Annotated in this window: 21 protein-coding genes; 6 read left to right on the top strand and 15 right to left on the bottom strand. The window is 70.9% G+C overall.

What is annotated here, in order from left to right; translation table 11 throughout:
* Positions 1-187: 187 nt before the first annotated feature.
* Both LMU33_RS01545 and LMU33_RS01550 read right to left on the bottom strand, forming a co-directional pair.
* Positions 188-1,084, bottom strand: coding sequence for an RNA polymerase sigma-70 factor (locus LMU33_RS01545; RefSeq protein ID WP_228616569.1), 897 nt, complete (start codon positions 1,082-1,084; stop codon positions 188-190).
* 108 nt (positions 1,085-1,192) lie between these two features.
* Positions 1,193-1,924 (bottom strand): SDR family oxidoreductase, encoded by a 732-nt coding sequence (locus LMU33_RS01550; protein ID WP_228616571.1) that lies wholly within the window; start codon positions 1,922-1,924, stop codon positions 1,193-1,195.
* Between the two features lie 199 nt (positions 1,925-2,123).
* Here LMU33_RS01550 and LMU33_RS01555 point away from each other — a divergent pair, with 199 nt between their 5' ends.
* Positions 2,124-2,789 carry a nitroreductase gene (locus LMU33_RS01555; protein WP_228616572.1) on the top strand — a complete coding sequence of 222 codons (666 nt, stop codon included), beginning with the start codon at positions 2,124-2,126 and terminating at the stop codon, positions 2,787-2,789.
* A 242-nt stretch (positions 2,790-3,031) separates the two neighbouring features.
* On the opposite strand, the gene LMU33_RS01560 is transcribed toward LMU33_RS01555, so the two are convergent.
* Positions 3,032-4,009 carry a helix-turn-helix domain-containing protein gene (locus LMU33_RS01560; RefSeq protein WP_228616575.1) on the bottom strand — a complete coding sequence of 326 codons (978 nt, stop codon included), beginning with the start codon at positions 4,007-4,009 and terminating at the stop codon, positions 3,032-3,034.
* A gap of 144 nt (positions 4,010-4,153) precedes the next feature.
* Between LMU33_RS01560 and LMU33_RS01565 the strand changes: the two genes are divergently transcribed.
* Positions 4,154-4,648, top strand: coding sequence for a peptidoglycan-binding domain-containing protein (locus LMU33_RS01565; protein WP_228616577.1), 495 nt, complete (start codon positions 4,154-4,156; stop codon positions 4,646-4,648).
* On the opposite strand, the gene LMU33_RS01570 is transcribed toward LMU33_RS01565, so the two are convergent.
* On the bottom strand, positions 4,632-5,564 hold the full coding sequence (locus LMU33_RS01570) for a helix-turn-helix domain-containing protein (RefSeq protein WP_228616579.1): 933 nt from the start codon (positions 5,562-5,564) through the stop codon (positions 4,632-4,634). The two genes, LMU33_RS01565 and LMU33_RS01570, sit on opposite strands and share 17 nt — an antisense overlap.
* 330 nt (positions 5,565-5,894) lie before the next feature.
* Here LMU33_RS01570 and LMU33_RS01575 point away from each other — a divergent pair, with 330 nt between their 5' ends.
* Complete coding sequence (locus tag LMU33_RS01575) at positions 5,895-7,004, top strand: AraC family transcriptional regulator (protein WP_228616581.1); 1,110 nt, start codon at positions 5,895-5,897, stop codon at positions 7,002-7,004.
* Between the two features lie 78 nt (positions 7,005-7,082).
* On the opposite strand, the gene LMU33_RS01580 is transcribed toward LMU33_RS01575, so the two are convergent.
* The 7 genes from LMU33_RS01580 to LMU33_RS01610 all read right to left on the bottom strand — a co-directional run bounded on the left by LMU33_RS01580 (position 7,083) and on the right by LMU33_RS01610 (position 19,567).
* On the bottom strand, positions 7,083-8,765 hold the full coding sequence (locus LMU33_RS01580) for a serine/threonine-protein kinase (RefSeq protein WP_228616583.1): 1,683 nt from the start codon (positions 8,763-8,765) through the stop codon (positions 7,083-7,085).
* Between the two features lie 28 nt (positions 8,766-8,793).
* Positions 8,794-9,072 carry a pyrophosphorylase gene (locus LMU33_RS01585; RefSeq protein WP_097251953.1) on the bottom strand — a complete coding sequence of 93 codons (279 nt, stop codon included), beginning with the start codon at positions 9,070-9,072 and terminating at the stop codon, positions 8,794-8,796.
* 177 nt (positions 9,073-9,249) lie between these two features.
* Entirely contained in the window at positions 9,250-10,986 is a 1,737-nt protein-coding gene (locus LMU33_RS01590; RefSeq protein ID WP_228616585.1) for a hypothetical protein, read from the bottom strand.
* Between the two features lie 12 nt (positions 10,987-10,998).
* Positions 10,999-11,298 (bottom strand): hypothetical protein, encoded by a 300-nt coding sequence (locus LMU33_RS01595; protein ID WP_228616587.1) that lies wholly within the window; start codon positions 11,296-11,298, stop codon positions 10,999-11,001.
* A gap of 157 nt (positions 11,299-11,455) precedes the next feature.
* On the bottom strand, positions 11,456-15,691 hold the full coding sequence (locus LMU33_RS01600; protein WP_228616590.1) for a type VII secretion EssC family protein: 4,236 nt from the start codon (positions 15,689-15,691) through the stop codon (positions 11,456-11,458).
* Between the two features lie 395 nt (positions 15,692-16,086).
* Entirely contained in the window at positions 16,087-17,415 is a 1,329-nt protein-coding gene (locus tag LMU33_RS01605) for a class I SAM-dependent RNA methyltransferase (RefSeq protein WP_228616592.1), read from the bottom strand.
* Between the two features lie 100 nt (positions 17,416-17,515).
* The gene (locus LMU33_RS01610; protein ID WP_228616594.1) at positions 17,516-19,567 is read right to left on the bottom strand and encodes an APC family permease; all 2,052 of its coding nucleotides are present in this window, start codon (positions 19,565-19,567) and stop codon (positions 17,516-17,518) included.
* 161 nt (positions 19,568-19,728) lie between these two features.
* Between LMU33_RS01610 and LMU33_RS41310 the strand changes: the two genes are divergently transcribed.
* The 3 genes from LMU33_RS41310 to LMU33_RS01620 all read left to right on the top strand — a co-directional run bounded on the left by LMU33_RS41310 (position 19,729) and on the right by LMU33_RS01620 (position 21,365).
* Positions 19,729-19,857 carry a hypothetical protein gene (locus tag LMU33_RS41310; RefSeq protein ID WP_283844071.1) on the top strand — a complete coding sequence of 43 codons (129 nt, stop codon included), beginning with the start codon at positions 19,729-19,731 and terminating at the stop codon, positions 19,855-19,857.
* Between the two features lie 159 nt (positions 19,858-20,016).
* Complete coding sequence (locus LMU33_RS01615) at positions 20,017-20,688, top strand: potassium channel family protein (RefSeq protein WP_228616595.1); 672 nt, start codon at positions 20,017-20,019, stop codon at positions 20,686-20,688.
* Positions 20,688-21,365 (top strand): potassium channel family protein, encoded by a 678-nt coding sequence (locus LMU33_RS01620; RefSeq protein WP_228616597.1) that lies wholly within the window; start codon positions 20,688-20,690, stop codon positions 21,363-21,365. Before LMU33_RS01615 ends, LMU33_RS01620 begins: the two co-directional genes overlap by 1 nt.
* Positions 21,366-21,870: 505 nt before the next feature.
* On the opposite strand, the gene LMU33_RS01625 is transcribed toward LMU33_RS01620, so the two are convergent.
* The 4 genes from LMU33_RS01625 to LMU33_RS01640 form a co-directional block, all read right to left on the bottom strand.
* A complete protein-coding gene (locus LMU33_RS01625; RefSeq protein WP_228616599.1) occupies positions 21,871-22,647 on the bottom strand; it encodes a DUF3159 domain-containing protein in 777 nt (258 codons plus the stop codon).
* Between the two features lie 3 nt (positions 22,648-22,650).
* Complete coding sequence (locus LMU33_RS01630) at positions 22,651-23,049, bottom strand: OB-fold nucleic acid binding domain-containing protein (protein ID WP_228616601.1); 399 nt, start codon at positions 23,047-23,049, stop codon at positions 22,651-22,653.
* 73 nt (positions 23,050-23,122) lie between these two features.
* Positions 23,123-23,809: a response regulator gene (locus LMU33_RS01635; RefSeq protein ID WP_228616602.1), complete on the bottom strand. Its 687-nt coding sequence runs from the start codon at positions 23,807-23,809 to the stop codon at positions 23,123-23,125.
* Positions 23,806-26,364, bottom strand: a complete 2,559-nt coding sequence (locus tag LMU33_RS01640) for an ATP-binding protein (RefSeq protein ID WP_228616604.1) — start codon at positions 26,362-26,364, stop codon at positions 23,806-23,808. The genes LMU33_RS01635 and LMU33_RS01640 overlap by 4 nt, the downstream gene beginning before the upstream one ends.
* Positions 26,365-26,469 lie beyond the last annotated feature (105 nt).

A 26,469-nucleotide genomic window follows, 5' to 3' on the forward strand; every position in this document is an offset into this window, starting at 1 on the left:
GTCAAGACGAACATTCGTTTTCCATGCAGGCCCGGGGCTTGTAAAAAATAACCGTTCGTTTTACTTTCGAGGAAGGCGGGCGTCAGGGGACAGCCGCCCGCGGCCCGCCGACCGAGCAACGAGGGCGGGCGGCCCCGCCCCTGCGAGAGGCTGTAGCGGACCCGCGGGGCGGGGTCCTTTCATTGGCTCAGACGGTCATGGCAGCGAGTTTCGACGGGTTCATCATGACGAGCACGCGGTCGATGCCGTCCGGGGTGACGCTCACGGTGAGGACGGCGAACACGGTGCCGTCGCGGGACAGGCTCACCGCCGGCCTGCCGTTGACCTCGGCCGGTTCCACGGTGACGCCGGGCCAGAAGCGGTCGGCGAACGCGTGGTAGAACCTCGCCACGCGGTGACGGCCCACGACGGGGAACCTGGACGCCCGCACGACCCCTCCGCCGTCGGAGTACGAGACGACGTCGTCCGCGAGCAGCTTCTCCAGTACGGCCACATTCCCTTGCTGGGCGGCCGTCACGAACGCCGTCAGGAACCTCTGGTGGTCAGCGGCCGCGACACTTGCCCGTTTCTCCGCGGCCAGGCGCTTGCGTGCCCGGCTCACCAGTTGGCGGGCACTGGCGTTGGTCTGGCCGATGATCTCCGCGATCTGCTCGTACGGGTAGTCGAATGCTTCCCGGAGCACGTACGCCGCCCGTTCCGTGGGGGTGAGCTTCTCCAGCAGCATCAGCACCGCGACTTCCAGTGCCTCCCCGTTCACGGCGCCCAGCGCCGGGTCGGCACTGGTGTCGACCGGCTCCGGAAGCCACGGGCCCACATAGGTCTGACGGCGGACCCTCGCCGACTGCAGCACATTGATCGCGAGCCTCGTCACAGTCGTCGTGAGGAATGCCAGTGGGTTCTCCACCCTGGACCGGTCGTAGGTCTGCCATCGGATCCAGGCCTCCTGGAGGACGTCCTCCGCTTCGCTGACGCTGCCGAGCATCCGGTAGGCGATCCCGAACAGGTAGCCACGGGCGTCCGTGAACGCCGCCTCTGCTTCCCGGAGGTCCTCTGCGTCATCCGCTGGATCGTTCTTCGACGGCATTGTGCGCAACCCTTGCTGCTCGGCAGGTCCGACGGCGACCGTGACCACACGCATGAGCGCGGGGACGAAACTCGCGGTTCTGATGGACCGTCGGGGATCGCGGCTGGTTCAGGAGAGCCAGTCCGTGTAGTGGGTGGAGGCGATGCGGGCGTCGTTCCCGGCAGTGAGGACGTCACCGTGGACGGCGGCGTACAGGCTGGCGGTGTCGTCGGTGACGACGGAGCGCCTGTCGCCTTTGGCCGTGAGGAAGAGCCGGCCGATTTCGTCGAGGGGGTAGACGTCGGGTCCGGCGATGTTGAGGATGCCGTTGAGCGGGGCGCCGGCGGCCACTTCGGCGACTATGCGGGCGACGTCCGCGGCGGCGATCGGCTGGAGCGGCGTACGCGGCAGACTTACGGTCTCGCCGTCGGTGGTCCAGGACAGGATCGCGTCAATGAACTCCATGAACTGCGTGGCGCGGACGATGGAGTACGGAATCGGGCCGGCCTTGAGGATGTCTTCCTGAAGCACCTTGGCCCGGTAGTAGTCCAGCTCGGGCACCTGGTCCACGCCGACGATCGAGAGGATGACGAAGTGTCCGACGCCGCCCTTCACGCTCGCGGCGAGGAGGTTGTCCATCGACGAGCGGAAGAAGGCGGGCGAGGTTTCCCCGAAAGCCGGGGAGTTCGTCAGGTTGATGACGACATCGGCGCCCGCCACGGCTTCCTCGACGCCCCGGCCGGTCACGAGGTCCACGCCCGTGGCCGGGGAGTGCGGGACGGCCTGGTGGCCGGCCGCGTCGAGGATCTCCACGACTCGTGACCCGATCAGCCCGGTTCCTCCGATGACCGCCAATTTCATAGCATCGCCCATCTTTCGACGACTATATGCAGTACGTAGCTTTATGCACAAAACCTACCCTCGCATGGGAGTCTCGTGGTCACCCGTGCGGGGGCGCCCTGGTGTGTCTGTCACCCGCGAGGTGGTGGCACTCTGTCACATTTTCCGGACCCTGACCCTCAATTGATCACAGAGCGGTCATTTTGGGAGGTGGGCCATCTTGGACGTCTACGAGGCGGTCAGGAGCCGACGGGCGGTGCGCGGATTCACCGACCGGCATGTCCCGAGGGAGGTGCTGGAGCGCGTGCTGTCCGCCGCGGCCTGGGCGCCCTCCGGGTCGAACCTCCAGCCGTGGCACGCATACGTGCTGACCGGTGGGCCGCTGGCCGAGCTCAAGAAACGCGCCGGCGAGCGCGTGGCCTCGGGCGACCCCTGGGACGAGCGGGAGTACGAGATGTACCCGCCCACCCTCAAGACCCCCTACCGCGAGCGCCGGACCGCCTTCGCCGAGCAGCGCTACGGCGCACTCGGTATTTCGCGCGAGGACGGGGAGGCGCGCCAGAGGGCCGCTGCGGCGAACTGGGACTGCTTCGGTGCGCCCGCCGCCCTGTTCTGCTACATCGACCGCGACATGGGCCCGCCCCAATGGGCCGACGTCGGCATGTACCTGCAGACCGTCATGCTGCTGCTCCGCGCCGAAGGGCTGCACAGTTGCACGCAAATGGCGTGGTCGGTGTATCGCAGGACCGTCGCGGAGATCCTGTCGCCCCCGGACGGGCTCATCCTCTACTGCGGCATGTCGATCGGGTACGAGGACGGTACGGTGGGTTACGCCCGTACGGGCCGGGCCCCGCTCGACGAGACGGTCACCTTCGTCCAGGGTTAGCCGGGTGGTGGCCGGCCTCGAACGGGAATCGTGACGGCGCTGTCACACATCAGAGCACCATCCGGTCAATCACCCAAAAGGCGCGAATCGCGTCAGACCGATGTCTGCCTCTGCGTCTCGCCGCCTCTCCCCCACTTGCCCAGGGAGAAGAGCTCGATGCCCAGCACTGACAAAGCGGCACTCGGTAAGCAGCGGTCAGAGGCCCTTTGCGGCGGGCTCGAGAACGGCCACGCACTCGAGCGTCACAGGTCACGTCCGCCGGAGTGTTGACTCGGGCCGGCCGTCACGGAGGGAGGGACCGAGGTGGGCGGGTTCGGGGGCTCGGTCAGGTGCTGGGTACCGCCCGGGGAGGTGCAGGCGTGCACCCCGGAGGTGAGCACGACACACGCCTTGGCCGTTGAGGGGCTTGGCGCTGCAACCATCGCGCTGAACGTGTCGGTGTCGTAGTGGACCTTGTTCTGGTATGTCCGGCCTCCTTCGCCGACAACCCGGGCGATGTCGCCGGGACGTCCCCAGCTGATGCGGGACCAGGCGGCCTTGCAGGCATCGCTGTAGCGCAGCTCCACGTAGACCCCGGCGACCTTGTACAGCGCAGCGGTCCACGCGTCGCCGCCGCAGCCGGTTTGCCCGGGATTTTTTCCGGCACAGCTGTCCGCGAAGCAGTTCACGTCGAGTTGCCTGGTCGGTGCGTCCTTGCCCACGGTGCCGCCCCGGTCGGCGTGCGCGCCCGAATGCCGGCCGAAAACGGCGTACAGCGAGACGGACAGGCCAACGACGGCGGCCAGGGCGACCACCGTCCGGATCAGCTGCCGCCGGCCGAACCGACGGCTCACGGACGGCGGCTCTTCGGCCTGCGCGGCGGGAGCGCGCTCCTTTACGGGAGCGGATTCCTCGAACGGCCGGTCGTGGCCGTCGTCGGCATCGCGGGCCCCGTCCGTGTCACTGGCTCTGTGGCCGTGCCAAGCGGTGTTCGCCAGTTCCCACAGCGCCACGAGCCGGGCGGGATCGGCGTCGGCCAGCTTGCCGAGGGAGATCACCGCGTGCTGCGGTGGCAGTGCCTTGCCGTTGAGATAGCGTTCCCAGGAGGACTTGCTGTACGGAGTGCGGCCGCCGAGGATGGCCAGACTCAGCCCGGCGCGGTCCTTCAAGGTCCGCAGTTCGGCGACCAGATGACGGACGTCCGAGGCCAGGCCGCCGGGTAACGGCTTCCAGTCAGTCACGTACGCCCTCCGGGCCCAGTGCTCTCTGGGATCATCACTTTCTTCCCTACTGTATCTACGCGGGCGATTCCGGAACCGCTGGTTTTGCATAACTGTGCGCATTCGCAACGCAGTTGACGTCACGACGGTGAGACGGAGCCATGGGTGAAGGGACGACGGCGCGCCGCGCTGTGCGTACTGATTCTGGCGGTGGTGTGTGCGGGTTCCGGGGCCCCGCGGAACCAGCAGTCCCGCGACCGGCGTGGCGGCGTGCTCGTCGCCGACGAGCTGGGCGCCACACAGCAGTTGGCGGTCGGCCGCACCCGGCGCAGCGACCTGATCGGCCTGTGGCAGAGCGTGCTGTGGGCCGACGGATACGCGGCACGCTCCGGGGTCACCTGCACGTACGACGAGGCGACGGCGGAGGCCACCCGCGTCTGGCAGAGCAACCACCACCTCTCCGCGGACGGGATCGTCGGCTCGGCCACCTGGGGCGCCGCAGCGGAGCGTATGGTCCCCGTCGGGCAGTGGATGGTCTACCAGGGCGAACGCTACGGTCTCCCGTTGCGCCAGGCCCCGGACGGCGTCTACGAGGTCTATGACGCCGGGCGGTTCCATCGGCTGCGCACGAACTCCGTCACCCTCACGCGCTGCCGCTGACGGCGTCGATCCAGCTGTCGTGTTGCGCGACGCCGAGTTGCCGGCCATGAACGACGACCGTGGCACGTGCCGCGTCCGGCCCGCTCGCCACCATCGCCGTGTACGCCCCGCCGCCGGTGGCCGTCTGCTGGTCGCCGCCCGTCGTGGCGATCCGCAACCCGGACGTCGCCGCCGCGGTGTCCACCTCCGCCCAGCTCGCCCGGCAGGCGGGACTGTACTGAAGCGTCAGGACGCGGCCGTACGCGCGCAGCCGGTGGACGACGACACTGTCGCGGTCGCACCTCTCGCGGTAGGGGTCCAGGCCCCGGCAGCCGGCCGCCCGGCACCCGGCGGCCGCCCCGCCCGCCGCGCTGCGCAAGGGCCACGGCCAGGCCGGCGCTCCGGATGGAGCGCCGGTCGGCAGGCGGTCGGCCTCCGTCCCGCTGGTCCCGCTGTCCCATGGCCGGGCGAGCAGCAGGGTGGCCAGCAGCAAGCAAGCGGCAACAGCGGCCAGTACGCCCGCGTGCGGCACTCGAAAGCCGCGCGAGGACAGCCGGTCCTCAGCCGGTAAGGAGCCCGTGGGCACGGCGTCCGGCGGATCCGGGTCCCGTACGTCGCCTGCCGGACGCAGCGGTGCGGGTGACGAGCCGGTGTCGTCGGCCGGGCGCTCCCCCGTCCAGGCGTGGGCCGCCGATTCCCACAGCACACGCAGGAACTCGACATCGGCCTGCGCCAGCCGCCCCAGCTCGACCACCGCCGCCCATGGGGGCAGTCTCCGCCCGTTGAGGTAGCGCAGCCAGGAACTACGGCTGTAACCGGTCTTGGCGGCGACGGTCATGGTGCTCATCTCGCACCGGTCCACGTACTGGCGCAGTTCTCGCACCAGCCGGACCACCTCGGCGGGCAGGTCGCCCCGCAGCGGCTGCCAGCGTCCCATGACGGCCCCCCTTCTCCACCAGGGCCCACTCTTTCACAGACGTCCCGTCCCGCGACCCATACGCCGGACGTCTCCGCAGGTCAGAAGGGCATCAGTCCCACGATTGAGGCAACTGGCGGGCTGCTCTGGCCCGCAGCCGTCCGCCCGCCCCAGACTCGGAGAGGCACCTGCATGACGGCCCCGGATCGGCCGCCCTCGCCGCCCCGAGAGTGGGACCGTGCGACGGCACGACACGCCCTGGACACGGAAGCCCTCGGCCCACGCCCGGGCTTCCGGTCCGGCCGCCGCGGGTGCGCACGCCACTTATGCACGCTGCGGGGGAATTCCGACATGACGGCTCACGGCAGCTCGCCCGGCACGGACGAGCTGGAGATCGCGAACACCACGTCGACCACCACCGGCAGGCGCCGTGGGCAGCCTGCCGCCAGAAGGCAGGGCCTGGGCGCGGGACAGCGGTACCGAGCCGACGACCGCCCGGCAGCACTGGAAACCGCCCTGCCCGGCGAGCCTCAGGTTCCGGTACGGACGGGTGTGCCCGACCCCACAGACCGCCACCATGTCGATTTGGGGCCGGTACGGCTGTCGTCGCTCAGCCTGCCCGTGCCACCGGCCGTTCTGGAGATGGGGGGACGGTACGTCGGCGGCCTGCCGTTGACCTGGCACCTGGTCTTCGCACCCCGCGGGCCACTGGTCCTCGGCCGCGATCGGCGGCTCATCCGGCTGGAGCCCGGCAGCGTGATGTTGTGGGAGCCCGCCGAGCCGTTCCGGCTCTCCGCGGGCACGTCCGCCGGCTCCGACCCAGTCCGCGCGCTGGTCCTGCACCTGCCCGAAGCGGCCTTGCCGCTGCCCGGCGAGGTGCTGCGCGACGTCGCCAGGCGTCCCGCGCCGACCGGGTCGGGGCCGGCGGCCCTCCTCTCGTCCTTCGTCTTCGAGCTGGCCACGCACGTGCCTTCCGCCGAGGACCGACACACCGCCTGGCTGGGCACCGCCGCCGTCAACCTCGCGACGGCCTTCCTCGACAGCGAGACCGCACTGCTTCAGGGCGGCCGGACCGGCCCACGCCCGGCCGAACCGCTACCCACCTGCCCCCCAACCACCCCGCCCGCCGACCCGCTGCTGCACGGCATCAAGACGTACATCGAGCACCACCTGCACGACCCCGACCTGTCACTCACCTCCATCGCCGCCGCCAACCACATCTCGCTGCGCTACCTGCACCACCTCTTCCAGCGGGACGGGCGCACCGTCGGCGCGTTCCTGCGCGAACGCCGCCTGGAACACTGCCGGGCCGATCTGTCCGACCCGGCCAAGGCCCGGCGCAGCGTGTGCGAGATCGCGAGGCGCTGGGGCTTCCGCGACCCAGCGGTGTTCAACAGGACGTTCAAGTCGGCTTACGGGGTCACGCCCGGGAGGTACCGCGAGCAGCGGCTGCAGTGGTGATCCGGACAGCCATGGGCAGGCGGCCTCGGAGCCGCCTGCCCCGGGCATGCGATCGGGCCCGGGGCCGCGGCACGTCGGTCACGACCGCAGCGCGGCCCAGGTGTTGACGCCGACCTCGCCGTCGACATGGAGGTGGTTGTTGCTCTGGAACTTCTTGACCTCGGTCACCGTGTCGTAGCCGAAGATGCCGTCCACGCCGCTGGGGCCGATGTTGTAGCCGCGGGCCTTGAGGATGCACTGCACTTCCTTCACGCGGGAGCCCTTCTGGCCGTAGACCGTGAGGGTGGTGCCGGAGTAGTACGTGCAGGACTTCCAGGGCTCGGCGGGGGTGGTGGGCGCAGGCGCGGGTTTCGTGGTCGGGGCGGAGGTGGTGGGCTGCGTGGCCGGCGGGGGATCGTACGGCTGCTGCGGCTGGGCAGGGTCCGTGGCGCCGCCGGCCGGCGGGTTCCCCGGCGGGGGTGGAGCCGCGACAGTCGCGGTCGCGGACGTCCTGGGCCGGGACTGCGGCCGCGGAGAGGCCGGCTTGGCGCGCGGGGAGTTCGTGGTGGTGGCGGAGGAATGTGACCCGGCGGACGTGGTCGCGGCTTCCTGGCGGGCGGTGTCTCCTCCGGAAGCCGCCAGGGCGACAGCCGCTCCCGCGATCGCGACCGCCGCCGCCGCGCCCACCACGAGCGGCCACCGGCGTCGGCCGGACGCCTCCTTCCCCGGGTTCTCGGGCTTGGTGCGCCGCAGAATCGTCAACTGGTCCATGGGCGGCACCGCCACCGCCGTCCCGCTCCACGCCGCCCGTGCGGCGGCGGTCCCGGCGACCGCATCAGGCCACTCCGCGTCGGCGGCATGCGCCCGCGCGGCCTCGACGACGTCCTGCGGGCTCGGGCGCCGCCGCGGGTCCTTGTCCAGGCACCGGCCGATCAGTTCAGCGAGGTCGGGATCGCGCCGGGCCACCTCGGCGATCACATGCTCGTTCGGCGGCGCGTAGATGATCCGGTGGATGACGTCACCGGTGGTGCCCTCACCGAAGGGAGCTGAGCCCGTGACCGCCGCGGCGAGGACCGAGCCGAGGGAGAACACGTCCGAGTCCGTGCCCACTTCACGTCCGTCCGCCTGCTCCGGAGACATGAAGGCCGGTGTGCCCAGGTGCTGACCGGTCATGGTGAGCGAACTGGCGTCCGCGGTGTGCGCGACCCCGAAGTCGATGATGCGCGCACCGTCCGGCCCCAGCAGCACGTTGGACGGTTTGAGGTCGCGGTGGACGATGCCCACGGCGGCGATCGCTGTGAGCGCCTGCCCGATCTCGTACGCCAGCCGCCACACGACCGGCGCGGGCAGGGACCCGCACCGCTCGATGGCGTCACCCAGGCTGGGCCCGGGCACGTAGGCGGTCGCCATCCACAGGAGCTCATCGCGGTCGAAGCCGGAGTCGAGCAGCTCGGCCGTGTAGGTCCCGTGCACCCGGCGTACGGCCTCGATTTCGCGCTCGAAGCGGCGGCGGAACCGCTCGTCCTCGGCGTACTCCGAGCGGATCACCTTGACCGCGACGAGCGACCCCGCCCCGTACGTCCCCTCGGTGTCGGACTCCCGCCCGAGGTACAGCCGTCCCATCCCCCCGCCGCCCAACCGAGCCAGCAACCGGTAGGGGCCGATCTCCGGCGGGTCGGACCGGCGCAGCGGCTCTGCGCCGAGCAGTGCCAGGTCGTCCGCGGACAACTCGGCCGTCGGCAGGCGGTCGGCTCCGGAGGCAGCAGGATTCTTCTCGGGCATGGGGCGTCCTCGGTCCTCTTCGCGGCTCTTACGCGCCGCCCGCGTGCGAGATGTTGGTGAGGATCTTCTGGACCTGCTGCTGCAGGTGCTCCAGCGACGCCCTCATCTTGTCCAGGTCCCCCTTGGCCTGCGGCCACACCTCACCCCTGAACCTCTGCGCCAGCGGGCCGTCCCAGTTGTTGGGGTCGCTCAAAGTCTGCCCATGACTGTTGAGTTGCCCGATCAGACCGGGGAGCTGACTGGTGATGAGGCTCAGCATCTTCCCGGCTTCCTGATGCGCGAGGTCGGTGGACTTTACGGTCGCCATTTTCTCTCCTTCGAGATTTCTGAACTTTCGCCAGTATCACCACCGACCTCGTGCCACGTCATTGATTACGAGTGCACACGGCATGACGCAGTGCGCAATCCACGGCGCGGCGCAGGGGGCACCATCCGGGTTTCGGCACCAGGTCGAGTCTGACAAATCCCGTCTGCCCTGCGACGCCTAGCCGCCGCTCGGGGCAGAGGTCGGCACGGAGTCGGCCGTTGCCATGAACTGATTGATCAGCTCCGCCAGTTTCCGGCCGCCCTTGGCGTGCTGGGTCCAGGCCCATGCCGACGTGGCGGGGTCGTCCATCGTCGCGTGCGGGCCGCGCAGACTCGCGAAGAGCTGGTTCGGGCCGTCCGGTCCGTTCAGGTCGGGCCACTTGGTCGCGACCCATTTCCCGCCGGACTTGTGCGTGATCATGCCGTGCGAGTAAAGGGTGTTGCACATGAAGTACAGGGCACTGTTCCTGTTCATGGCCTGGACGAAGTCGGAGATCTTCGCACCATCCCCGCCCTTGGGCCAGGGTATTGGCGGACTGATCACCTTGACCAGATCCTCGTTCACCGCGGACGCGACCTTGGAACCGACGTCCCACTTCCCGAGCGGCAGGCTGACGCCGGCTGCCATGACGCTTTCGGGGACGAAGGTGAAACCCACAGCGAACATGGCATCGGTCAGGATTCCCTGGACCTTGTCGTCGCTCGCTTGGGCATCGATGAAGACCTTCGCGATGTGCTCGTAGATCCCGTTGAACGCACGCATGTTGGCGCCGAAGCCGTTGGCCCATTTGGACAGGGCCTCGGGGTGTTTTGCGATGGTGTGATCACTCGGCAGGGGACCGCTCATGGCGCCGGCGGCAGTGGCCAGGAAATGCCGCATGTCGGGCAGAATCGCCTGGAGATCCTCCGGGGTCACGTCGGGGAAATGGGCTCCCATCGCGACGATCAGAGATTTCACCTCCCCGGGGTGCATCTCCGGCACCGCGGAGGTGAGCAGGGACAGATAGGCGCGCTGCGAACCGGTCTGAGCTTCGAGGGTGTAACCGGGGTCCGCTTCATGCCGGTAACCGAGCCCGCCCATGAAATGCAGGAGTGCCTTGGGATCCTTGCTGAGGTACCTGGCGAAGGCGGCCGCCGCGGCAGGGTCGGCGGCCAGGGCGTTGAGGGTCGCCGCCGGCGCCGGGTTGCCACTGGGCTGCTCCATCTGCAGTTCCAGCGACCGCACCACCTCGTGTTCGACGCGGGCGTCCAGCAGTCCGCTCGCATAGGCAGTGGCCAAAGCGTGGTTCACGGTCGGACCGCCGTAGATGATGAGCTCCGCCACCGTGCCGCGCGGCAGGGAGTTGAAGAACTCCACGCAGAACGCCTCGTCGTCCTGGTGCTTGGCAAGCTCCTTCAGCCCGGGCGCCAAGTCGCCGGTATCCGTCGAACTCCAGTCGAAGGACAGTGCCAAGGCGTTTCCGGCGCCGTAGTGTCCGACGGACCGCTCGGCGGCGGCGAGCGCCGCATCGTCGGTGAAGACGGTCAGGATCGGATCCGGGGCAGCCAGGGGCGGTTGTCCCAGCACCGGGCGCGGTCCATTGACGAACGGCACCCGGTTCACCACCGTCTCACGGGTGCCGCCGGCCAGCTGAAACAGCTTGCCCACCAGGGCCACGTGTTCGTCCGTTGCGATGATCCGCGGCAGCAGTGCGGTCACCTGCCCGTCGATGGTGCCCGGCGCACCAGGCGCGTATCCCGCGGAAGCCCGGAAGATGTGGCTGCCGAAGTCGACGGCGGTCGCCTGGTAACCGGCGACGGCGGGAGCCAGCGTGCCGCGGACGAACTCCTCCAGAAGACGCGCCGCGTTGGTCGCCGTCGTGGAGTAGTCGAAGAGGAACTGCGGCGTCGCTGACGCCGTTCCGCTGTCGGTCATGGTCCTTCCCTGTCAGTGATGGTTGGCGCTCAGCTTCGCCGTCGCCGCAGCGGTCGCATCGTCCACCTGGCTCTTGAGGCTCGCCGCCTCTTCGGCAAGTGCGTTCAGGGCCCGCCGTTGGGCGTGGAGGTCCCGAACAAACTGGTCATGGTTCTTTCCGCGCCACGACTGTTGCCCGCAGTCGAAGTACTTGCTGCTTCGGGTGTCGCGATACCAGTTCAACCAGTGGATTTTGTCCACCAGTTGGTTCAGCGCCCTGCTCAGTTCGTCGGCTGCAGCGAAGTCGTATTTGACCTTCCCCTGTGGTGGCATGGTGAACTCCGCACGTCGGACGACCGGTCTTCATTCGGCGAACCCCTCCCGACAGGGCGTGGTCCACATCCGTCAATTTTCCCAGCCACTCCTCGGCCCGTCCTTGACGGGAGACGCAATGCCCTTGACCTTGCGCGCACAGTGCCCCGGCCCACCGTCACCGCGCCACCTGCACCCCGCCCGCAATGCCGTCAGTGACCAGATAGCCCCGCCCCGGGAGGGGTGCCAGGCGGTCGTGCCGGGGCAGGGCGGTGCCGAGCAGGTCGCCGTCGAGGTCGTGGTCGGGGGCGAGCAGGATGCCGCAGCGGCTGTCGCGGGCGCGCTGGGTCCAGTGGCCGTAGGTGCGGCGCAGGGCGTCGGCGCGGCCGGCGGCGACGAGGTGGTGTCCGGGTCCGGCCGCGGACAGCCAGCGGTCCAGGACGCCGAGGTCGTCCTCGACCGTGTCCGCGTCGTCGACGAGGAGGAGGGTGGGGCCCGGCTGCGCGGCGAGGGCCGCTTCGAGGGCGCCGTACTCGATGACGAGCGCGGTCAGCCCGGGCAGTTCGCGCAGCGGCGAACGGCGAGGGGTGAACGCGACCACGGCCGGCGGGTCCGCCGCGGCGGTCACCTGGCGGGCGATCGTGCTCAGGGCGCCGGAGCGGCCGGAGCGCTGCGGCCCGGCGATCAGCGCGTGTTCCTGTTCGTACAGCCGCAGGGCCGTGCCACCGAGGGTGTCCGCGTCCAGGCCGACCGGGATGTACCAGGGTTCGGCGGCCACCGCAGCCGGTGCCGCGAGGGCGCCGAGGGTGATCTCGGCGGGCAGCGTGCCGACGCGGGGCGCGGTGGTGGCGGCGCCGGGCCGGCGGGCGGCGCAGGCGGCCACCGCGGTGGCGAGGTCCTCGGCGGGCAGGGCGATCTGGATCACCTGGCGGCTCGCGGCCACCAGTGCGCGTCCGGGTACGTAGCCGGGGACCGCGCCGCGCGGCACGTCGAAGTAGCCGTACTCGCCGGGATCCGCCATGCGCATCAGCAGTTTCTGCTGGGTCAGTGCCGCCCACGCGGACGGCACGGCGCCGGAGCGGTCGGCGGTAACGGCGAAGCGGATGCCGACGGCCGGCCCGTCCGCGTAGACCCGGGCCAGTTCGTCGATGAGGTTCATCCCGGCGATGTCCTTGTCGAAGTCCGACAGCAGCGCCCCGAGGTTGTCCAGGAGTACCAGCCAGTCCGGGGCCGACACCCCCTGGCCGGATGCCGCGACGCCACGCGTCTTGCGCTCGTCGAGTTCCCGGCGCAGCAGCCGGACGAGGCGGATCTGCCGCTCGCGTTCCGCCGGCCCGATGTGGGCCCCGGTGTGCGGCAGGCCGGCCAGCGGCGCCAGGTCGCCCGCGCCCATGTCGAGGGCGAAGATGTGGCACCGCTCGGGCCCCTGGACGCCGGCACAGGCCAGGGCGAGGGCGGCCAGAGCGGTGGACGTCCCGGAACCGCCGCCGCCGTAGATCAGGACGTTTCCCGCGGCGGGATCCCAGCCGACCGGGTACTGCCGCTGCCGCTCGGGGTCATCGGCGAGGGCGTACGCGGGGAGACCGACGGCCTCCGTCTGCAGGCCGCGTTCCGCGACGGGCGGGAGATCGGCGGCGCGTACGACAGCGGGCAGGGGGTCGGGCCAGGGCCGCCGTGGCTCGGCGAAACCGGCCAACTCTGCCGCTTCCCTGGCGGCCGCGACCAGGCGCTGCAGGTCGGTTGCCCCGTCGGTCTCCGCCGTGCTCGGCTCGGCGGCGGGCAGGGCCAGCAGGAAGGGGCCCGCGGTCGCCGGGGCCGTGACGGCTGTCTCGGGGGTGACGCCGGTGGACAGAGCGGTCTGCACCGGTACGACTTCACGAGCGCTGAGCCGGTAGAAGGCGCGGCCCCACTGCCGGCTGCCGATCGCGGCGGCGGCCGGGTTGTCGATGACGTCCTGCGAGTCGCCGGTGGATTCCAGCCGGAGCGCGATGCGGAGCTTGACGTTGTTCTTGATCGCGTCGTTGACGGAGCCGGCGGGCCGCTGCGTCGCCATGATCAGGTGCACGCCCAGGCTGCGGCCGCGCTGCGCGATGCCAACGAGGGCGTCCACGAAGTCGGGGAGCGCCTTGACCAGCGTGGCGAACTCGTCGATGACCACGGCCAGCCGCGGCATCGGCTCCAGTTCGGTCCGCCCGGTGTCCCGCAGCCGCTGGTAGTCGCGTACGTGGCTCAGGCCCGTCTCGCGCAACAGCCGTTCGCGGTGGTGCAGTTCGGCCTCCAGGCAGCGCAGGGCCCGTTCGCTGAGCTGCTCGTCGAGGTCGGTGACCAGGCCGACGGTGTGCGGCAGGGCGGCGCATTCGTCCAGCGCGCCGCCACCCTTGTAATCGATCAGCGCGAACGTGAGGTGCTCCGGGTCCGCGTCAACCGCCATGCTCGCGATGAGGGTGCGCAGCAGCTCGCTCTTGCCGGAACCGGTCGTTCCGGCGATGAGCGCGTGCGGACCGTCGTCGTCGAGATCCACGGTGAACAGGTCGCGTTCGGTGACGCCCAGCACCGCCCGGACCCGGAGCTCGGGCAGCCGCTTCTTCCAGTGGCCGGCCACCGCGGCGCCGTCCACGCTCTCCAGGTCCAGCAGAGGGAGCAGGGAGATCCGGTCGGGCAGTCCGGCGCCCTCGATCCGCAGTTCCGGATCCTCGAAGCGGGCCAGCGCCCGCGCCGTGTCCCGCGCTTCGGCGAACGGCACGCCATCGAGCACCACCCGCTCCACGGTGACACCCAGGGCCACGTCACGGACCTGCCCGATGCCCTCGGGCGAGGCCGTGACCACGGAGGTGCACAGCGCGGGCAGGCGGGTGGTCAGCACCAGCGCTCCGCAGCGTACGGAGGTGCCCGCGATCAGGTCCCGAAGCCGGTTGGGGCGGCCCTCCAGCAAGGTGGCGCCGTCCACGACCACGAGCAGCACCGGACCTGTGGCCGGCCGGCCGGCCGCGGGCTGTGCGGGCGGCCTCGCGGCGAGCAGGTGCCGGGCCAGCGCGTCGGCCTGCTCCGGACCGACCGCCACCAGCCGTGTCGTCCCGGACCGTACGTCGGCCCCGTGCGGCAGCCACTTGGTCCAGTCCCAGTCGGCGAGCCGGTCGGCGTCGGTGAACACGGCGACCGTGACGTCCGCGGGCCCGCTGCCCACCACGGCCTGGCACAGCAGGGACCGGGCGACGGCCAGGCACGCCTTCCGGTTGCCCTCGAAGCCCACCGCCTCACCGGCCGAGACACCCACCACCACGGGCACCTGCGGCAATACGGACCTGCGCGCGAGAACGGCCGCGGGTTCCGGGGGCGGCTCGCCGGAGTCCCGGTCCAACGGCGGATCCCAGGGCAGGTCAGCCGTGCCGGCCACGAGTTGGAGGAAGTCGTCCGCGCCCGGACGCCGCTCCCACAGCGCGGTCCCGGGAGCGGTCGCCCGGTGGAGCACCTCGGCCGGATCGGGGTGGGCCGCGCGGCGGGACCGTACTTCCTCGGTGTGCCTGCGCTCCACCACCGTCTCGAACTCCGCCAGCCGGGCCGCGTACTCGCGGCTCCCCCGGCGCAGCGCTGACCTGCCGCGTAGGCGCTCCTCGGCGAAGTTGGTCAGGAACATCAGCGGGGTGAGCGCCGCGATGGCCGCGTAGCGCGGATCGCCGGTCAGCACAACGGTCGCGGCGGCCATGGCCAGCGGGCCGAGCAGGGCCGCGACGCTGAAGGGAGCCTTGTGCGTGCGAGCCGGCGGCGCGGGGACGACGATCGGCACCGAGCCGGCCGGACGCCCGCCCCTGGGCGGGCGGTTGAACGGCAGCACCCCACCGGGCCCGGCCTCGCGGACGGCGTTGATCCGCTGCACCGGACCGAGCCGGTCGGCGGGCAGTGCACGGAGAAGCAGTTCACCGCCGAGCGACACCAGGTCGTCCGCATGGACCTGGACCGTTTCGCGGATCCTGGCGCCGTCGACGTCCGTGCCGTTCGCCGAGCCGAGGTCGGTGACGGTCACCCGGCCGTCGGGCAGGACGTCGAATGCGGCATGGAGCCGTGACACGCCCGAGGCCGCCACACGGACGTCCGCCTCCGCTCCACGCCCGACGATCGTGCGGCCCGCCGCCAGCGGGAAACCACGGCCTGCCTCCAGACCTCCCACCAACCGCAGGACGACCACCGGCTTCCGCAGCCCACCGGCCACAGGCCCCCGGGCACCGGCCACCCGGGACCCGTGCACGAGGCCGGACTCGTGCACGACCGTCTCGGGGGGCATCACCCGGCCGTCGACGGCAAGCACATGGCCCGGCATCCCCACGGCCGCGGCCAGATCGGCGAGGGTGGCGTCCGGCCGGCCGAAACGCACCTCCACGTCCCACTCGCGACCACCGTCGACACAGACGATCCGCACCGCGCGCCGCCTCCTCATCGCTCCAGATGACGGGGCGTCCAGTCTTCGGCGGCACGCCGGGGAGGGCATCGGCACCGCGCGCAAACCGATTGACCGAGCACGCAACAACAACGCCGCGGCCCGGCACGGCTCCTGTCCCCGAGCCGGCAACCGGTCTTCGATCGGTTGCTCCTACGTGGGGCAAGCCGCAGTCGGGTGACAGCGTCGAACGAGCGTCAGGACGTTTCCTCAACCACCCTCACAAGTCGAGGGAAAGCGCCCCTCATCCGCGCATCGCTGTGCGAAGCCGCAGGCGGGACGCACGGCGCGAGCCTGCGACATGTTCCACGCGGTGGACGTCGGGAAACAGGTCGAGCGCACCCGGCCATGCCGGAGCAACCCAGGAAAACCGCAGGTCAGAGCCCCTTTGCCGCGGGCTCCAAAATCGCTACGCACTCCACGTGATGCGTCATCGGAAACAGGTCGAACGCCCGGAGCGTCCGCACCCGGTATCCGCCCTCGCGGAAGTACGCCAGGTCGCGGGCCAGCGCCGCGGGGTCGCAGGCGACGTAGGCGATGCGGCGGGCGTCGAGGGAGCAGAGGTGGGCGACCGTCGTGCGGCCCGCGCCCGCCCTGGGCGGGTCCAGGACGATCAGGTCGACCTCGGTGATGCCCGTGCGCGGCAGGACCGACTCGACCTTGCCCTGTTCGATGCGGACCCGCGGGAAGTCGGCCAGGTTGTGCCGGGCGTCCTCCACCGCGCGCTTGCCGGACTCGATGCCGAGGACCGCGCCCTTCTCGCCGAGCCGGTCGGCCAGTGCCCCCGCGAACAGGCCCACGCCGCAGTAGAGGTCCAGGGCCATCTCGCCCTTGCGTGGGAGGAGGCCCTGCATGACCGCCGTCACCAGGGTGTCCGCCGCCTTCGGGTGGACCTGCCAGAAGCCGCCGTTGCCCACGCGGTGGGTACGGCCGTCGGCGCGCTCGCGGACGAAGGGGCGGCCGTGGACGCGGTGCACCCCGCCGGACTTCTCGTCGACCCGGAGGACCGACACCGGCTTGTCCAGTTCGACCAGGGGGAGGCGGGCGCCCGGGCGCGGCGTCAGGATCACCTGGCGGTCCTGCGAGCCCGTCGCCGCGATCGCCTCGACCGACTCCATGCCGGTCCAGTCCCGCCGCTCGATGCCCAGCTCGCTGACGCCCTCCGCCGCGATCATGCAGTGGTCGATGCGCTCGACCTCGTGGGAGCGGTGGCGGCGCAGACCCGCGTGGCCCTCGGCGTCGACGGCGTACTGCACCCGCGTGCGCCACTGCGGGACCTGGCCCGACGGCAGCTTGTCGCCCTCGGCCGGCATCACCGTGCCGTCCCAGCCGGCCTCCTCGGGCGTGAGGCCCGCGAGCCGCTTGAGCTGTTCGGCGATCACCTCGCCCTTCAGGCGGCGCTGGGCGCCGGGCTTGGCGTGCTGCCAGTCACAGCCGCCGCAGCGGCCGGGGCCGGCGAACGGGCAGGGGGCCTCGATGCGGTCCTTGGACGCCTCCAGGATCCGTACGGCGTCCGCACGGAGGAAGCGGGCTCCCTCCTCGCCTTCGGTCACCCTCGCCACCACCCGCTCGCCGGGCAGCGCGTGCCGGACGAACAGCACCTGGCCCTCGGCCGTGCGGGCGATGCAGTGGCCGCCGTGGGCGACGGGGCCGATCTCGACCTCGTACTCCTCCCCGACCAGCGACTTCTTCGGTTCTGCCTGCATGGCGGGGTGACTCCAGATCAGGAACGGGAAACGGCCGGACAACAGCCCACCAGTCTACGTGGCTGTCGTCCGGCCGCTCACCACAGGCCGAGCCCCGGGGTCAGTCCTTCGTCGCCGACGGCTGCTTGGGCCGGTCCGCCGCCGGACCGCGCCGCACCGCACCCGGCGCGCTCCACTCCTGCCGCTTGCGGGCCCGCTGCTTGGCCGCTTCGGAGGACTGCAGCTGATACGGCACCGAGGTCACCATCACGCCGGGCGTGAACAGCAGGCGGCCCTTCAGGCGCAGGGCGCTCTGGTTGTGCAGCAGATGCTCGTACCAGTGGCCGACCACGTACTCGGGGATGATCACGGAGACCGCGTCGCGCGGCGACTCCTTGCGCAGGCTCTTGACGTACTCGATCACCGGCCGGGTGATCTCGCGGTACGGCGAGTCCAGGACCTTCAGCGGTACGTCGATACCGCGCCGCTCCCATTCGTCGCGCAGCGCCTTGGTCTCGACCGGGTCGACGTTGACCGTCAGCGCCTCCAGGGTGTCCGAGCGCATCAGCTTGGCGTAGGCCAGGGCACGGAGCGTCGGGCGGTGGATCTTGGAGATCAGGACGACCGAGTGGACCCGGGACGGGCGGACCATCTCGTCGTCCGGGTCGTCCGGAGCGACGAGTTCCTCGGCGACACGGTCGTAGTGCTTACGGATCCCGGTCATCGTCGCGTAGAAAATGCACATGCCGACGACGGCCACCCAGGCGCCGTGCGTGAACTTGGTGACCAGCACCACGACCAGCACCAGGCCGGTCAGGAAGGCACCGAACGCGTTGATCGCGCGGGAGCGGATCATGTGGCGGCGCTTGGCCGGGTCCTGCTCGACCGCGAGGTGCCGGTTCCAGTGCCGGACCATGCCGGTCTGGCTGAGCGTGAAGGACACGAACACGCCGACGATGTACAGCTGGATCAGACGCGTGGAGTCGGCGCCGTAGATGACGGTCAGCAGGGCCGCGGCGCCCGCGAGCAGCACGATGCCGTTGGAGAAGGCGAGGCGGTCGCCGCGGGTGTGCAGCTGGCGCGGCAGGTAGCGGTCCTGGGCGAGGATCGAGCCGAGCAGCGGGAAGCCGTTGTACGCCGTGTTGGCCGCCAGGAAGAGGACAAGGGCCGTCGCCGCCGCGAGGACGACGAACAGGAAGCTGCCCTTGCCGAAGACGGCCTCGGCGACCTGGGAGATCACCGGGTTCTGGACATAGCCGGAGCCGAGCGGGTGGCCGCCCCGGATCAGGTCGGTGGCCGGGTTCTCGGCCATGCGGACCTTGGTCGTCATGGCGAGCACGATGATGCCGCAGAACATGGTGACGGCCAGCACGCCCATCAGCGCGAGGGTGGTCGCCGCGTTCTTCGACTTGGGCTTGCGGAAGGCCGGGACACCGTTGGAGATGGCCTCCACACCGGTCAGTGCCGCACAGCCGGAGGAGAAGGCGCGCAGCAGGAGGAAGATCAGCGCGAAGCCGGCGAGGCCCTGGTGCTCGGCGTTGATGTGGTAGCCGGCGCTCGGGGCGCGCATGGCGTCCCCGAGGATCAGGCCCCGGACGGCGCCCCACGCGATCATGACGAAGACGCCGCCGACGAACACGTACGTCGGGATCGCGAAGAGCTTGCCGGACTCCTTCACGCCGCGCAGGTTCATCAGCGTCAGCAGCACGATCACGACGACCGCGCACAGCACCTTGTGCTCGACCACGAAGGGGATCGCAGACCCGAGGTTCTCGATGCCGGAGGCGATGGAGACGGCGACGGTCATGACGTAGTCCACGAGCAGGGCGCTGGCGACCGTGAGGCCGGCTCTGGGGCCCAGGTTCGTGGTGGCGACCTCGTAGTCGCCACCGCCGCTCGGGTACGCGTGGACGTTCTGCCGGTAGGAGGCGACCACGGTGAACATCAGCACCACGACCGCGAGGGCGATCCACGGGCTGAAGTGGTACGCCGACACGCCCGCGATGGACAGGACCAGCAGGACCTCCCCCGGCGCGTAGGCGACGGAGGACAGCGGGTCGGAGGCGAAGACGGGGAGTGCGATGCGCTTCGGCAGGAGCGTTTCGCCCAGCCGGTCACTGCGCAGTGCGCGCCCGATGAGGATCCGTTTGGGCACGTCGGTCAGTTTGGACACGAGAGAGGATCGTAGGCCTTCGAACAGCCGCCCGCCCACCCGGTGTCCCGGATCTGCCTCACGAGTGAATTCAGAGGCGCCCGGAATTGCGGATTCCGCGGTCCGCGCACTCCCCGTGCCTAGATGGCAGACCCCGCATGTCATCGCACCTCGGAGGTCCCATGCCCGCGACCGCGGAGCTGATCGGGGCGACGCTCGCCCTGCTCGGCCTCGGAATCCTGACCCTGTGCAGCGTGCGCAGCATCACTCGCCGGCCCCCGCCCCCGGTGATCGCGGACACCGATCGCTGACGCCGCCCAGGCGCATGATCGCCGACCGTGATCACGAGGAACCCGCGCCGGGGGGTGCCCACCCCCCGGCGCCCATGTGTAGCTTTGGGCCTCGGTCTGAGAACCTGTTAAGACCAGGTCAATAACCTCAGAGAACTTGTTGACATCGGAAGGACGGTCGTGCACATCGTCATCATGGGCTGCGGGAGAGTGGGTTCCGCTCTCGCCCAGACCTTGGAGCAACAGGGCCATACGGTCGCCGTGATCGACCAGGACCCGACCGCCTTCCGTCGGCTGGGCCCTGGCTTCGGGGGCCGCCGGGTCACCGGTGTCGGCTTCGACCAGGACACCCTGCGCGAGGCCGGCATCGAGGAGGCCGGTGCCTTCGCCGCCGTCTCCAGCGGTGACAACTCCAACATCATCTCCGCGCGCGTGGCCCGCGAGATGTTCGGCGTGGAGAACGTGGCCGCCCGTATCTACGACCCGCGTCGCGCCGAGGTCTACCAGCGCCTCGGCATCCCCACCGTGGCGACGGTCCGCTGGACCGCCGACCAGATGCTGCGCCGGCTGCTGCCCTCCGGTGCCGAGCCGCTGTGGCGCGACCCCACCGGCGGGGTGCAGCTCGCCGAGGTGCACGCCTCCGCGAAGTGGGTCGGGCACAAGATCAGCAAGCTGCAGGAGGAGACGGGCGTCCGCGTGGCGTTCCTGACCCGCCTCGGCGAAGCGATCCTGCCGACCTCGCAGACGGTGCTGCAGGAGGGCGACCTCGTGCATGTGATGATGCGGTCGGACGACGTCGAGAAGGTCGAGGCGGCGTTCGCCCAGGGCCCGGAAGAGGAGAGCGGTCACTGATGAGGGTCGCCATTGCCGGAGCCGGTGCCGTCGGCCGCTCGATCGCGGGCGAGCTGCTGGAGAACGGCCACGAGGTCCTGCTCATCGACAAGGCCCCGACCGCCATCTCGGTGGAGCGGGTGCCCCAGGCGGAGTGGCTGCTGGCCGACGCCTGCGAGATCACGTCCCTGGACGAGGCGGCGCTGCAGCGCTGCAACGTCGTCATCGCCGCGACCGGCGACGACAAGGTCAACCTGGTCGTCTCGCTGCTCGCCAAGACGGAGTACGGCGTCCCGCGCGTCGTCGCCCGCGTCAACAACCCGAAGAACGAGTGGCTGTTCAACGAGGCCTGGGGCGTGGACGTGGCAGTGTCCACCCCGCGCCTGATGTCCGCCCTGGTCGAGGAGGCGGTGAGCGTCGGCGACCTGGTCCGGCTGCTGCGCTTCAGCCACGGCGACGCCAACCTCGTCGAGCTGACCCTGCCCGAGGAGTCGGCCCTGGCCGGCACCCAGGTGGGCGACGTCGAGTGGCCCGAGGACACCTCCCTGGTCACCATCATCCGCGGCACCCGCGTCCTGACCCCGTCCAAGGAGGACTCCCTGGAGCCGGGCGACGAACTCCTCTTCGTGGCCGCCCAGGCTCGCGAGGAACAGCTGGAGGAGCTGCTGTCGGTGCGCCGCGAGGACACGTCGGGCTAGCCCGTGCGCTGCCGCGCCGAGGGCCCGGGGATCGTCGGATCTGCCGGGCCCTTCGCGTGCGGACAACAGCGGCAGGGGGCCGGCCCTCGACACCGTGGCCGCCGATGGTCCTCCAGCCGGGCGAGCCGCTGTGGCCGGCCGCCGCCGGCCTCGATGCGGGCCGGCGCCTCGGCGCGCAGCTGCTCGACCAGCGGGCGTCGGGCCCGGCGGCGACGTGACGGAGGGCGGCCTGCCTGGTGCGGTGGGCGAGGACGCGCAGCGCCACCCGCCAGTCACGCTCGAACGCTGCCCCTGACCGCCGGCTGCGCGCCGCTCGCCCACGCCGGTGCCGCGGCAGCACACGCCCCTTCACCGCAGGCAGGCCATGGGAACGGCCCGGGACCTCGGCGGTCCCGGGCCGGTGCGAACCCGCGATGCCGCGCTCGGCAGGGGCCTGTCGCGGGGGTGCCCCCGCTGGGGGAGCGTGCCGGGCGTCGCGCGGCAGACGGGAACGTGACGACAGTCCCTAGGCCTCCCGGCGGTGCCGTCCCCCGCTCGTCTCGCCGCCCTCGGCTGCCAGCGCCTCCTTGCGCTCCTTCTCGGCCTGCTCCTCGGCCTCCATCTCGGCGAAGACGTCGATGGGCGCGGGGGCCTTGGCGAGGAAGACCCAGGTGAGCCAGACCGCCAGCAGGAACGGCGGGATCTTCAGGATGACCAGCACCCAGCCGAGCTTGGCGGTGTCGGACCACCAGTAGAGCGGGAAGAGGATCGCGCACTTGGCCAGCAGGATCAGGCCCCAGGCCCAACTGGCCTTCGCGTAGGCCTTCTTGCGGCCGGGGTTGCGGGTGCGCCAGGAGAGGTTCTCCTTGAAGACCGGGCCGAGGATGAGGCCGATCAGGGGAACACCGGCGAGGGTCGTGACGATGTAGGCCAGCGCCAGGCCCAGCGTGTAGAGCATGCCGGGGAGGTAGAAGTCCTTGGCGTTGCCGGTGAACATCGCGAACGCGACGCCGAAGGCCACCCCGAAGACGCCGCTGAAGGCGTGCTTGACGGTGTCCTTCATCGCGAGCCGGACCACGACCAGGACCAGGGACACGGCCAGCGCGGCGATCGCCGACACGTGCAGGTTCTTGTTCACCGTGAAGATCGCGACGAAGAGCAGGCCCGGCACGACCGTCTCGACCATGCCACGGACACCGCCGAACGCCTCGAAGAGCGCGGCCTCGGTCACCGCACGGACATCGCCGGTCTCGTCGGGCGGACTCTGGTCGGTGCCTTCGGTCGGCTTGTCGAGGGACGTCACCGGCTACTCCCGTCCGAGGGGTCGCAGTTCGTATTTCGGGTTGAACAGCACCCGGCGGCCCCGGCTCATCGAGATCCGGCCCGATGCGATCAGCATGCGCCCCGGTTCTATGCCCACGATGGAACGCCTGCCGAGCCACACCACGTCCAGCGCCGCGGAGCCGTCGAACAGCTCGGCCTCCAGGGCGGGGACCCCGGCGCGCGGACGCAGGGTGACCGTGCGCAAGGTACCAGTTACGGTGACGATCTGCCGGTCGTGGCAGTCGCCGATCTTCGTACAGCCCGTGGTCTCGGCGTCCTCGCGCAGTTCCTCGGACTCCAGGTCCTCCTGCGACGAGGAGAGCCGGTCGAGCATGCGCCGGAACCGGCCCGCCGGCTTTTCGGAACGAGGAACAGCACTCATACGTGAAGCGTACCGGGGCACACCGACACCGCCGTAGCCCAGCTCACTTCGCGGCGCTCACCTCGCGGTCCGCTCACTTCTCGAAGCGATATCCCATGCCCGGCTCGGTGATGAAGTGCTTCGGGTGCGAGGGGTCCGCCTCCAGCTTCCGTCGCAGCTGGGCCATGTACACGCGCAGGTAGTTGGTCTCGGTGCCGTACGACGGCCCCCACACCTCCTGCAGCAGCTGCTTCTGGCTGACCAGGCGGCCGGTGTTGCGCACCAGCACCTCCAGCAGGTGCCACTCGGTCGGGGTGAGGCGGACGTCCTTGCCGGCGCGGTTGACCTTCTTGGCGGCCAGGTCGACCGTGAAGCCCTCGGTCTCGACGGTCGTCAGGTCGTCCTCGCCGGGCCCGACCGGCTCGGCCCGGCGCACGGCGGCCCGCAGCCGGGCCAGCAGCTCGTCCATGCCGAACGGCTTGGTGACGTAGTCGTCGGCGCCCGCGTCGAGGGCCTCGACCTTCTCGTCCGAGGAGTGCCGGGCGGACAGGACCAGGATGGGCACGCGGGTCCAGCCGCGCAGGCCCCGGATCACCTCGACGCCGTCCATGTCGGGCAGACCCAGGTCGAGCACGACCACGTCGGGATGCCGGGAGGCGGCGAGTTCCAGGGCGGTACGGCCGTCGGGCGCCGCGTCGACCTCGTACTTGCGCGCCTTGAGGTTGATCACGAGGGCGCGCACGATCTGCGGCTCGTCGTCGACCACGAGCACCCGGGTCATAGAGTCGTCTGCCTTTCTGGTTCTGCGAGGTCCCGGCCCGCTTCGAGGGGCTCGGGACGCGATCCTGCCGCGCGGAGGCTGAGGACCATGGTCAGTCCGCCCCCCGGCGTGTCCTCGGCGTTGAGGGTGCCGCCCATGGCCTCGGCGAAGCCCCGGGCGACCGCGAGGCCGAGCCCGACCCCGGCGCCGCGGGGGGCGTCACCGTAGCGCTGGAACGGCTCGAATATCCGGTCCTTGGCCGCGTCCGGCACGCCCGGCCCGCGGTCCACCACCCGCACCTCGACCCGGTCGGCCATGGCACTGGCGGAGACCACCACGGACCGGCCCTTCGGGCTGTACTTGACGGCGTTCTCCACCAGGTTGGCCACGGACCGCTCCAGCAGCCCGGGGTCGACCGCGACCATCGGCAGGCTTTCGGGCACGTCCAGCTCGACGCTGCCCTCGGGGACGCCCCCGAGGGCCATCGGCACGACCTCGTCCACGTCGATCTCGCGGATCAGCGGGGTGACCGTACCGGTCTGCAGGCGGGACATGTCGAGGAGGTTGCCGACGAGGTGGTCCAGCCGGTCGGCGCCCTCCTCGATGCCCTGCAGCAGCTCCGCCCGGTCCTCCTCGGACCAGTCCACGTCGTCGGAGCGCAGGCTCGACACCGCCGCCTTGATGCCGGCCAGGGGCGTGCGCAGGTCGTGGCTGACGGCGGCGAGCAGCGCGGTGCGGATGCGGTTGCCCTCGGCCAGCGCCCGGGCCTGGTCGGCCTCCTCCTGCAGGCGCCGGCGGTCCAGGGCGACGGCGGCCTGGGCGGCGAAGGCGGCGAGCACCCGGCGGTCCTCGGCGGGCAGCACCCGGCCGGTGAGCGCGAGCGCCATGTGGTCGCCGACGGGCATGTCGACGTCGGCGTCCTCGGGCCGCTCCAGCGGGCGCCCGAATCCGGCCCGCCCGGCGCAGGTCCACGGCTCGACGTCGCCCGCCCGCTCCAGCAGTGCGGCCGACTCCATCGCGAAGGTCTCCCGGACCCGCTCCAGCAGCTCCTCCAGGCTGGTCTCGCCGCGCAGCACGTTCCCGGCGAGGAAGGAGAGTATCTCCGACTCGGCGCGCAGCCGGGCGGCCTGGTGGGTGCGCCGGGCGGCGAGGTCCACCACCGAGGCGACCGACATGCCGACGCCGAAGAAGATCGCGATGGCGACGATGTTCTTGGGATCGGCGATGGTCAGCCGGTGCAGGGGCGGGGTGTAGAAGTAGTTCAGCAGCAGCGAGCCGAAGGCCGCCGAGGCCAGCGCGGGCAGCAGGCCGCCGAGCAGTGCCGCCGCGACGGTGACGGACAGGAACAGCAGCATGTCGTTGGCGAGGCCGAGGTCGACGGTGTTCAGCAGCACCGCGAGGACCGCCGGGCCCACCAGGCCCACCGCCCAGCCCCAGATGATCCGGGCCCGCCCGAGCCGGCCGCCCCGGGCCACCGGCAGTCCGCGGCCCTTGGCGACCTCCTCGTGGGTGACGATGTGGACGTCGAGGTCGGGACCGGACTCGCGGGCGACCGTGGCACCGACGCCGGGCCCGAAGACGTACTGCCAGGCCTTGCGGCGCGAGGAGCCCAGCACGATCTGGGTGGCGTTCACGCCCCGCGCGAAGTCCAGCAGGGCGGCCGGTATGTCGTCGCCGACGACGTGGTGGAAGGTGCCGCCCAGGTCCTCCACCAGGGTGCGCTGGACGGCCAGTTCCTTCGGGGAGGCCGAGGTCAGTCCGTCGCTGCGGGCTATGTACACGGCGAGCACCTCGCCGCCGGCGCCCTTCTCGGCGAGCCGCGCGGCCCGGCGGATCAGGGTGCGCCCCTCGGGACCGCCGGTCAGACCGACCACGATCCGCTCGCGGGAGCCCCAGATCTTGGAGACCCGGTGTTCGCTGCGGTAGGCGTTGAGGTACTCGTCGACCCGGTCCGCCACCCACAGCAGCGCCAGCTCGCGCAGGGCGGTCAGGTTGCCGGGGCGGAAGTAGTTGGACAGGGCCGCGTCGACCTTGTCCGGCTGGTAGATGTTGCCGTGCGCCATACGGCGGCGCAGCGCCTGCGGGGACATGTCGACCAGCTCGATCTGGTCGGCCCGCCGTACGACCTCGTCCGGGACGGTCTCGCGCTGCCGCACCCCGGTGATCGACTCGACCACGTCGCCCAGTGACTCCAGGTGCTGGATGTTGACGGTCGAGATCACGTCGATCCCGGCGGCGAGCAGTTCCTCCACGTCCTGCCAGCGCTTGGCGTTGCGCGAGCCGGGGATGTTCGTGTGGGCGAGTTCGTCCACCAGGGCGACGGCAGGCGCCCGGCGCAGCGCGGCGTCGACGTCCATCTCGCCGAAGGTGGCGCCCCGGTACTCCAGCCGCTTGCGCGGCACCTGCTCCAGGCCGTGCAGCATCACCTCGGTGCGCGGCCGGTCGTAGTGCTCGACGAAGGCCACGACGCAGTCGGTGCCCCGCTCCACGCGGCGGTGTGCCTCGGAGAGCATGGCGTAGGTCTTGCCCACGCCGGGTGCCGCACCGAGGTAGATCCGAAGCTTGCCGCGTGCCATGACTCCATTCTCTTCCCGTGACTGCCGCCTACGCAGCGTCGACCTTACGGCCAACAATTACGGCAAACGGGGCAGGGGGGCGTGCGGCGGACAACTTTGACGCAA

Source organism: Streptomyces barringtoniae (genome assembly GCF_020819595.1).
Lineage (GTDB): Bacteria > Actinomycetota > Actinomycetes > Streptomycetales > Streptomycetaceae > Streptomyces > Streptomyces barringtoniae.

Coding starts and splice junctions, on each gene's coding strand:
- LMU33_RS01545 (WP_228616569.1), bottom strand. CDS start 1,084: ATGCCGTCGAAGAACGATCCAGCGGATGACGCAGAGGACCTCCGGGAA.
- LMU33_RS01550 (WP_228616571.1), bottom strand. CDS start 1,924: ATGAAATTGGCGGTCATCGGAGGAACCGGGCTGATCGGGTCACGAGTC.
- LMU33_RS01570 (WP_228616579.1), bottom strand. CDS start 5,564: ATGGGACGCTGGCAGCCGCTGCGGGGCGACCTGCCCGCCGAGGTGGTC.
- LMU33_RS01575 (WP_228616581.1), top strand. CDS start 5,895: ATGACGGCTCACGGCAGCTCGCCCGGCACGGACGAGCTGGAGATCGCG.
- LMU33_RS01580 (WP_228616583.1), bottom strand. CDS start 8,765: ATGCCCGAGAAGAATCCTGCTGCCTCCGGAGCCGACCGCCTGCCGACG.
- LMU33_RS01585 (WP_097251953.1), bottom strand. CDS start 9,072: ATGGCGACCGTAAAGTCCACCGACCTCGCGCATCAGGAAGCCGGGAAG.
- LMU33_RS01590 (WP_228616585.1), bottom strand. CDS start 10,986: ATGACCGACAGCGGAACGGCGTCAGCGACGCCGCAGTTCCTCTTCGAC.
- LMU33_RS01595 (WP_228616587.1), bottom strand. CDS start 11,298: ATGCCACCACAGGGGAAGGTCAAATACGACTTCGCTGCAGCCGACGAA.
- LMU33_RS01605 (WP_228616592.1), bottom strand. CDS start 17,415: ATGCAGGCAGAACCGAAGAAGTCGCTGGTCGGGGAGGAGTACGAGGTC.
- LMU33_RS41310 (WP_283844071.1), top strand. CDS start 19,729: ATGCCCGCGACCGCGGAGCTGATCGGGGCGACGCTCGCCCTGCTCGGC.
- LMU33_RS01620 (WP_228616597.1), top strand. CDS start 20,688: ATGAGGGTCGCCATTGCCGGAGCCGGTGCCGTCGGCCGCTCGATCGCG.
- LMU33_RS01630 (WP_228616601.1), bottom strand. CDS start 23,049: ATGAGTGCTGTTCCTCGTTCCGAAAAGCCGGCGGGCCGGTTCCGGCGC.
- LMU33_RS01635 (WP_228616602.1), bottom strand. CDS start 23,809: ATGACCCGGGTGCTCGTGGTCGACGACGAGCCGCAGATCGTGCGCGCC.
- LMU33_RS01640 (WP_228616604.1), bottom strand. CDS start 26,364: ATGGCACGCGGCAAGCTTCGGATCTACCTCGGTGCGGCACCCGGCGTG.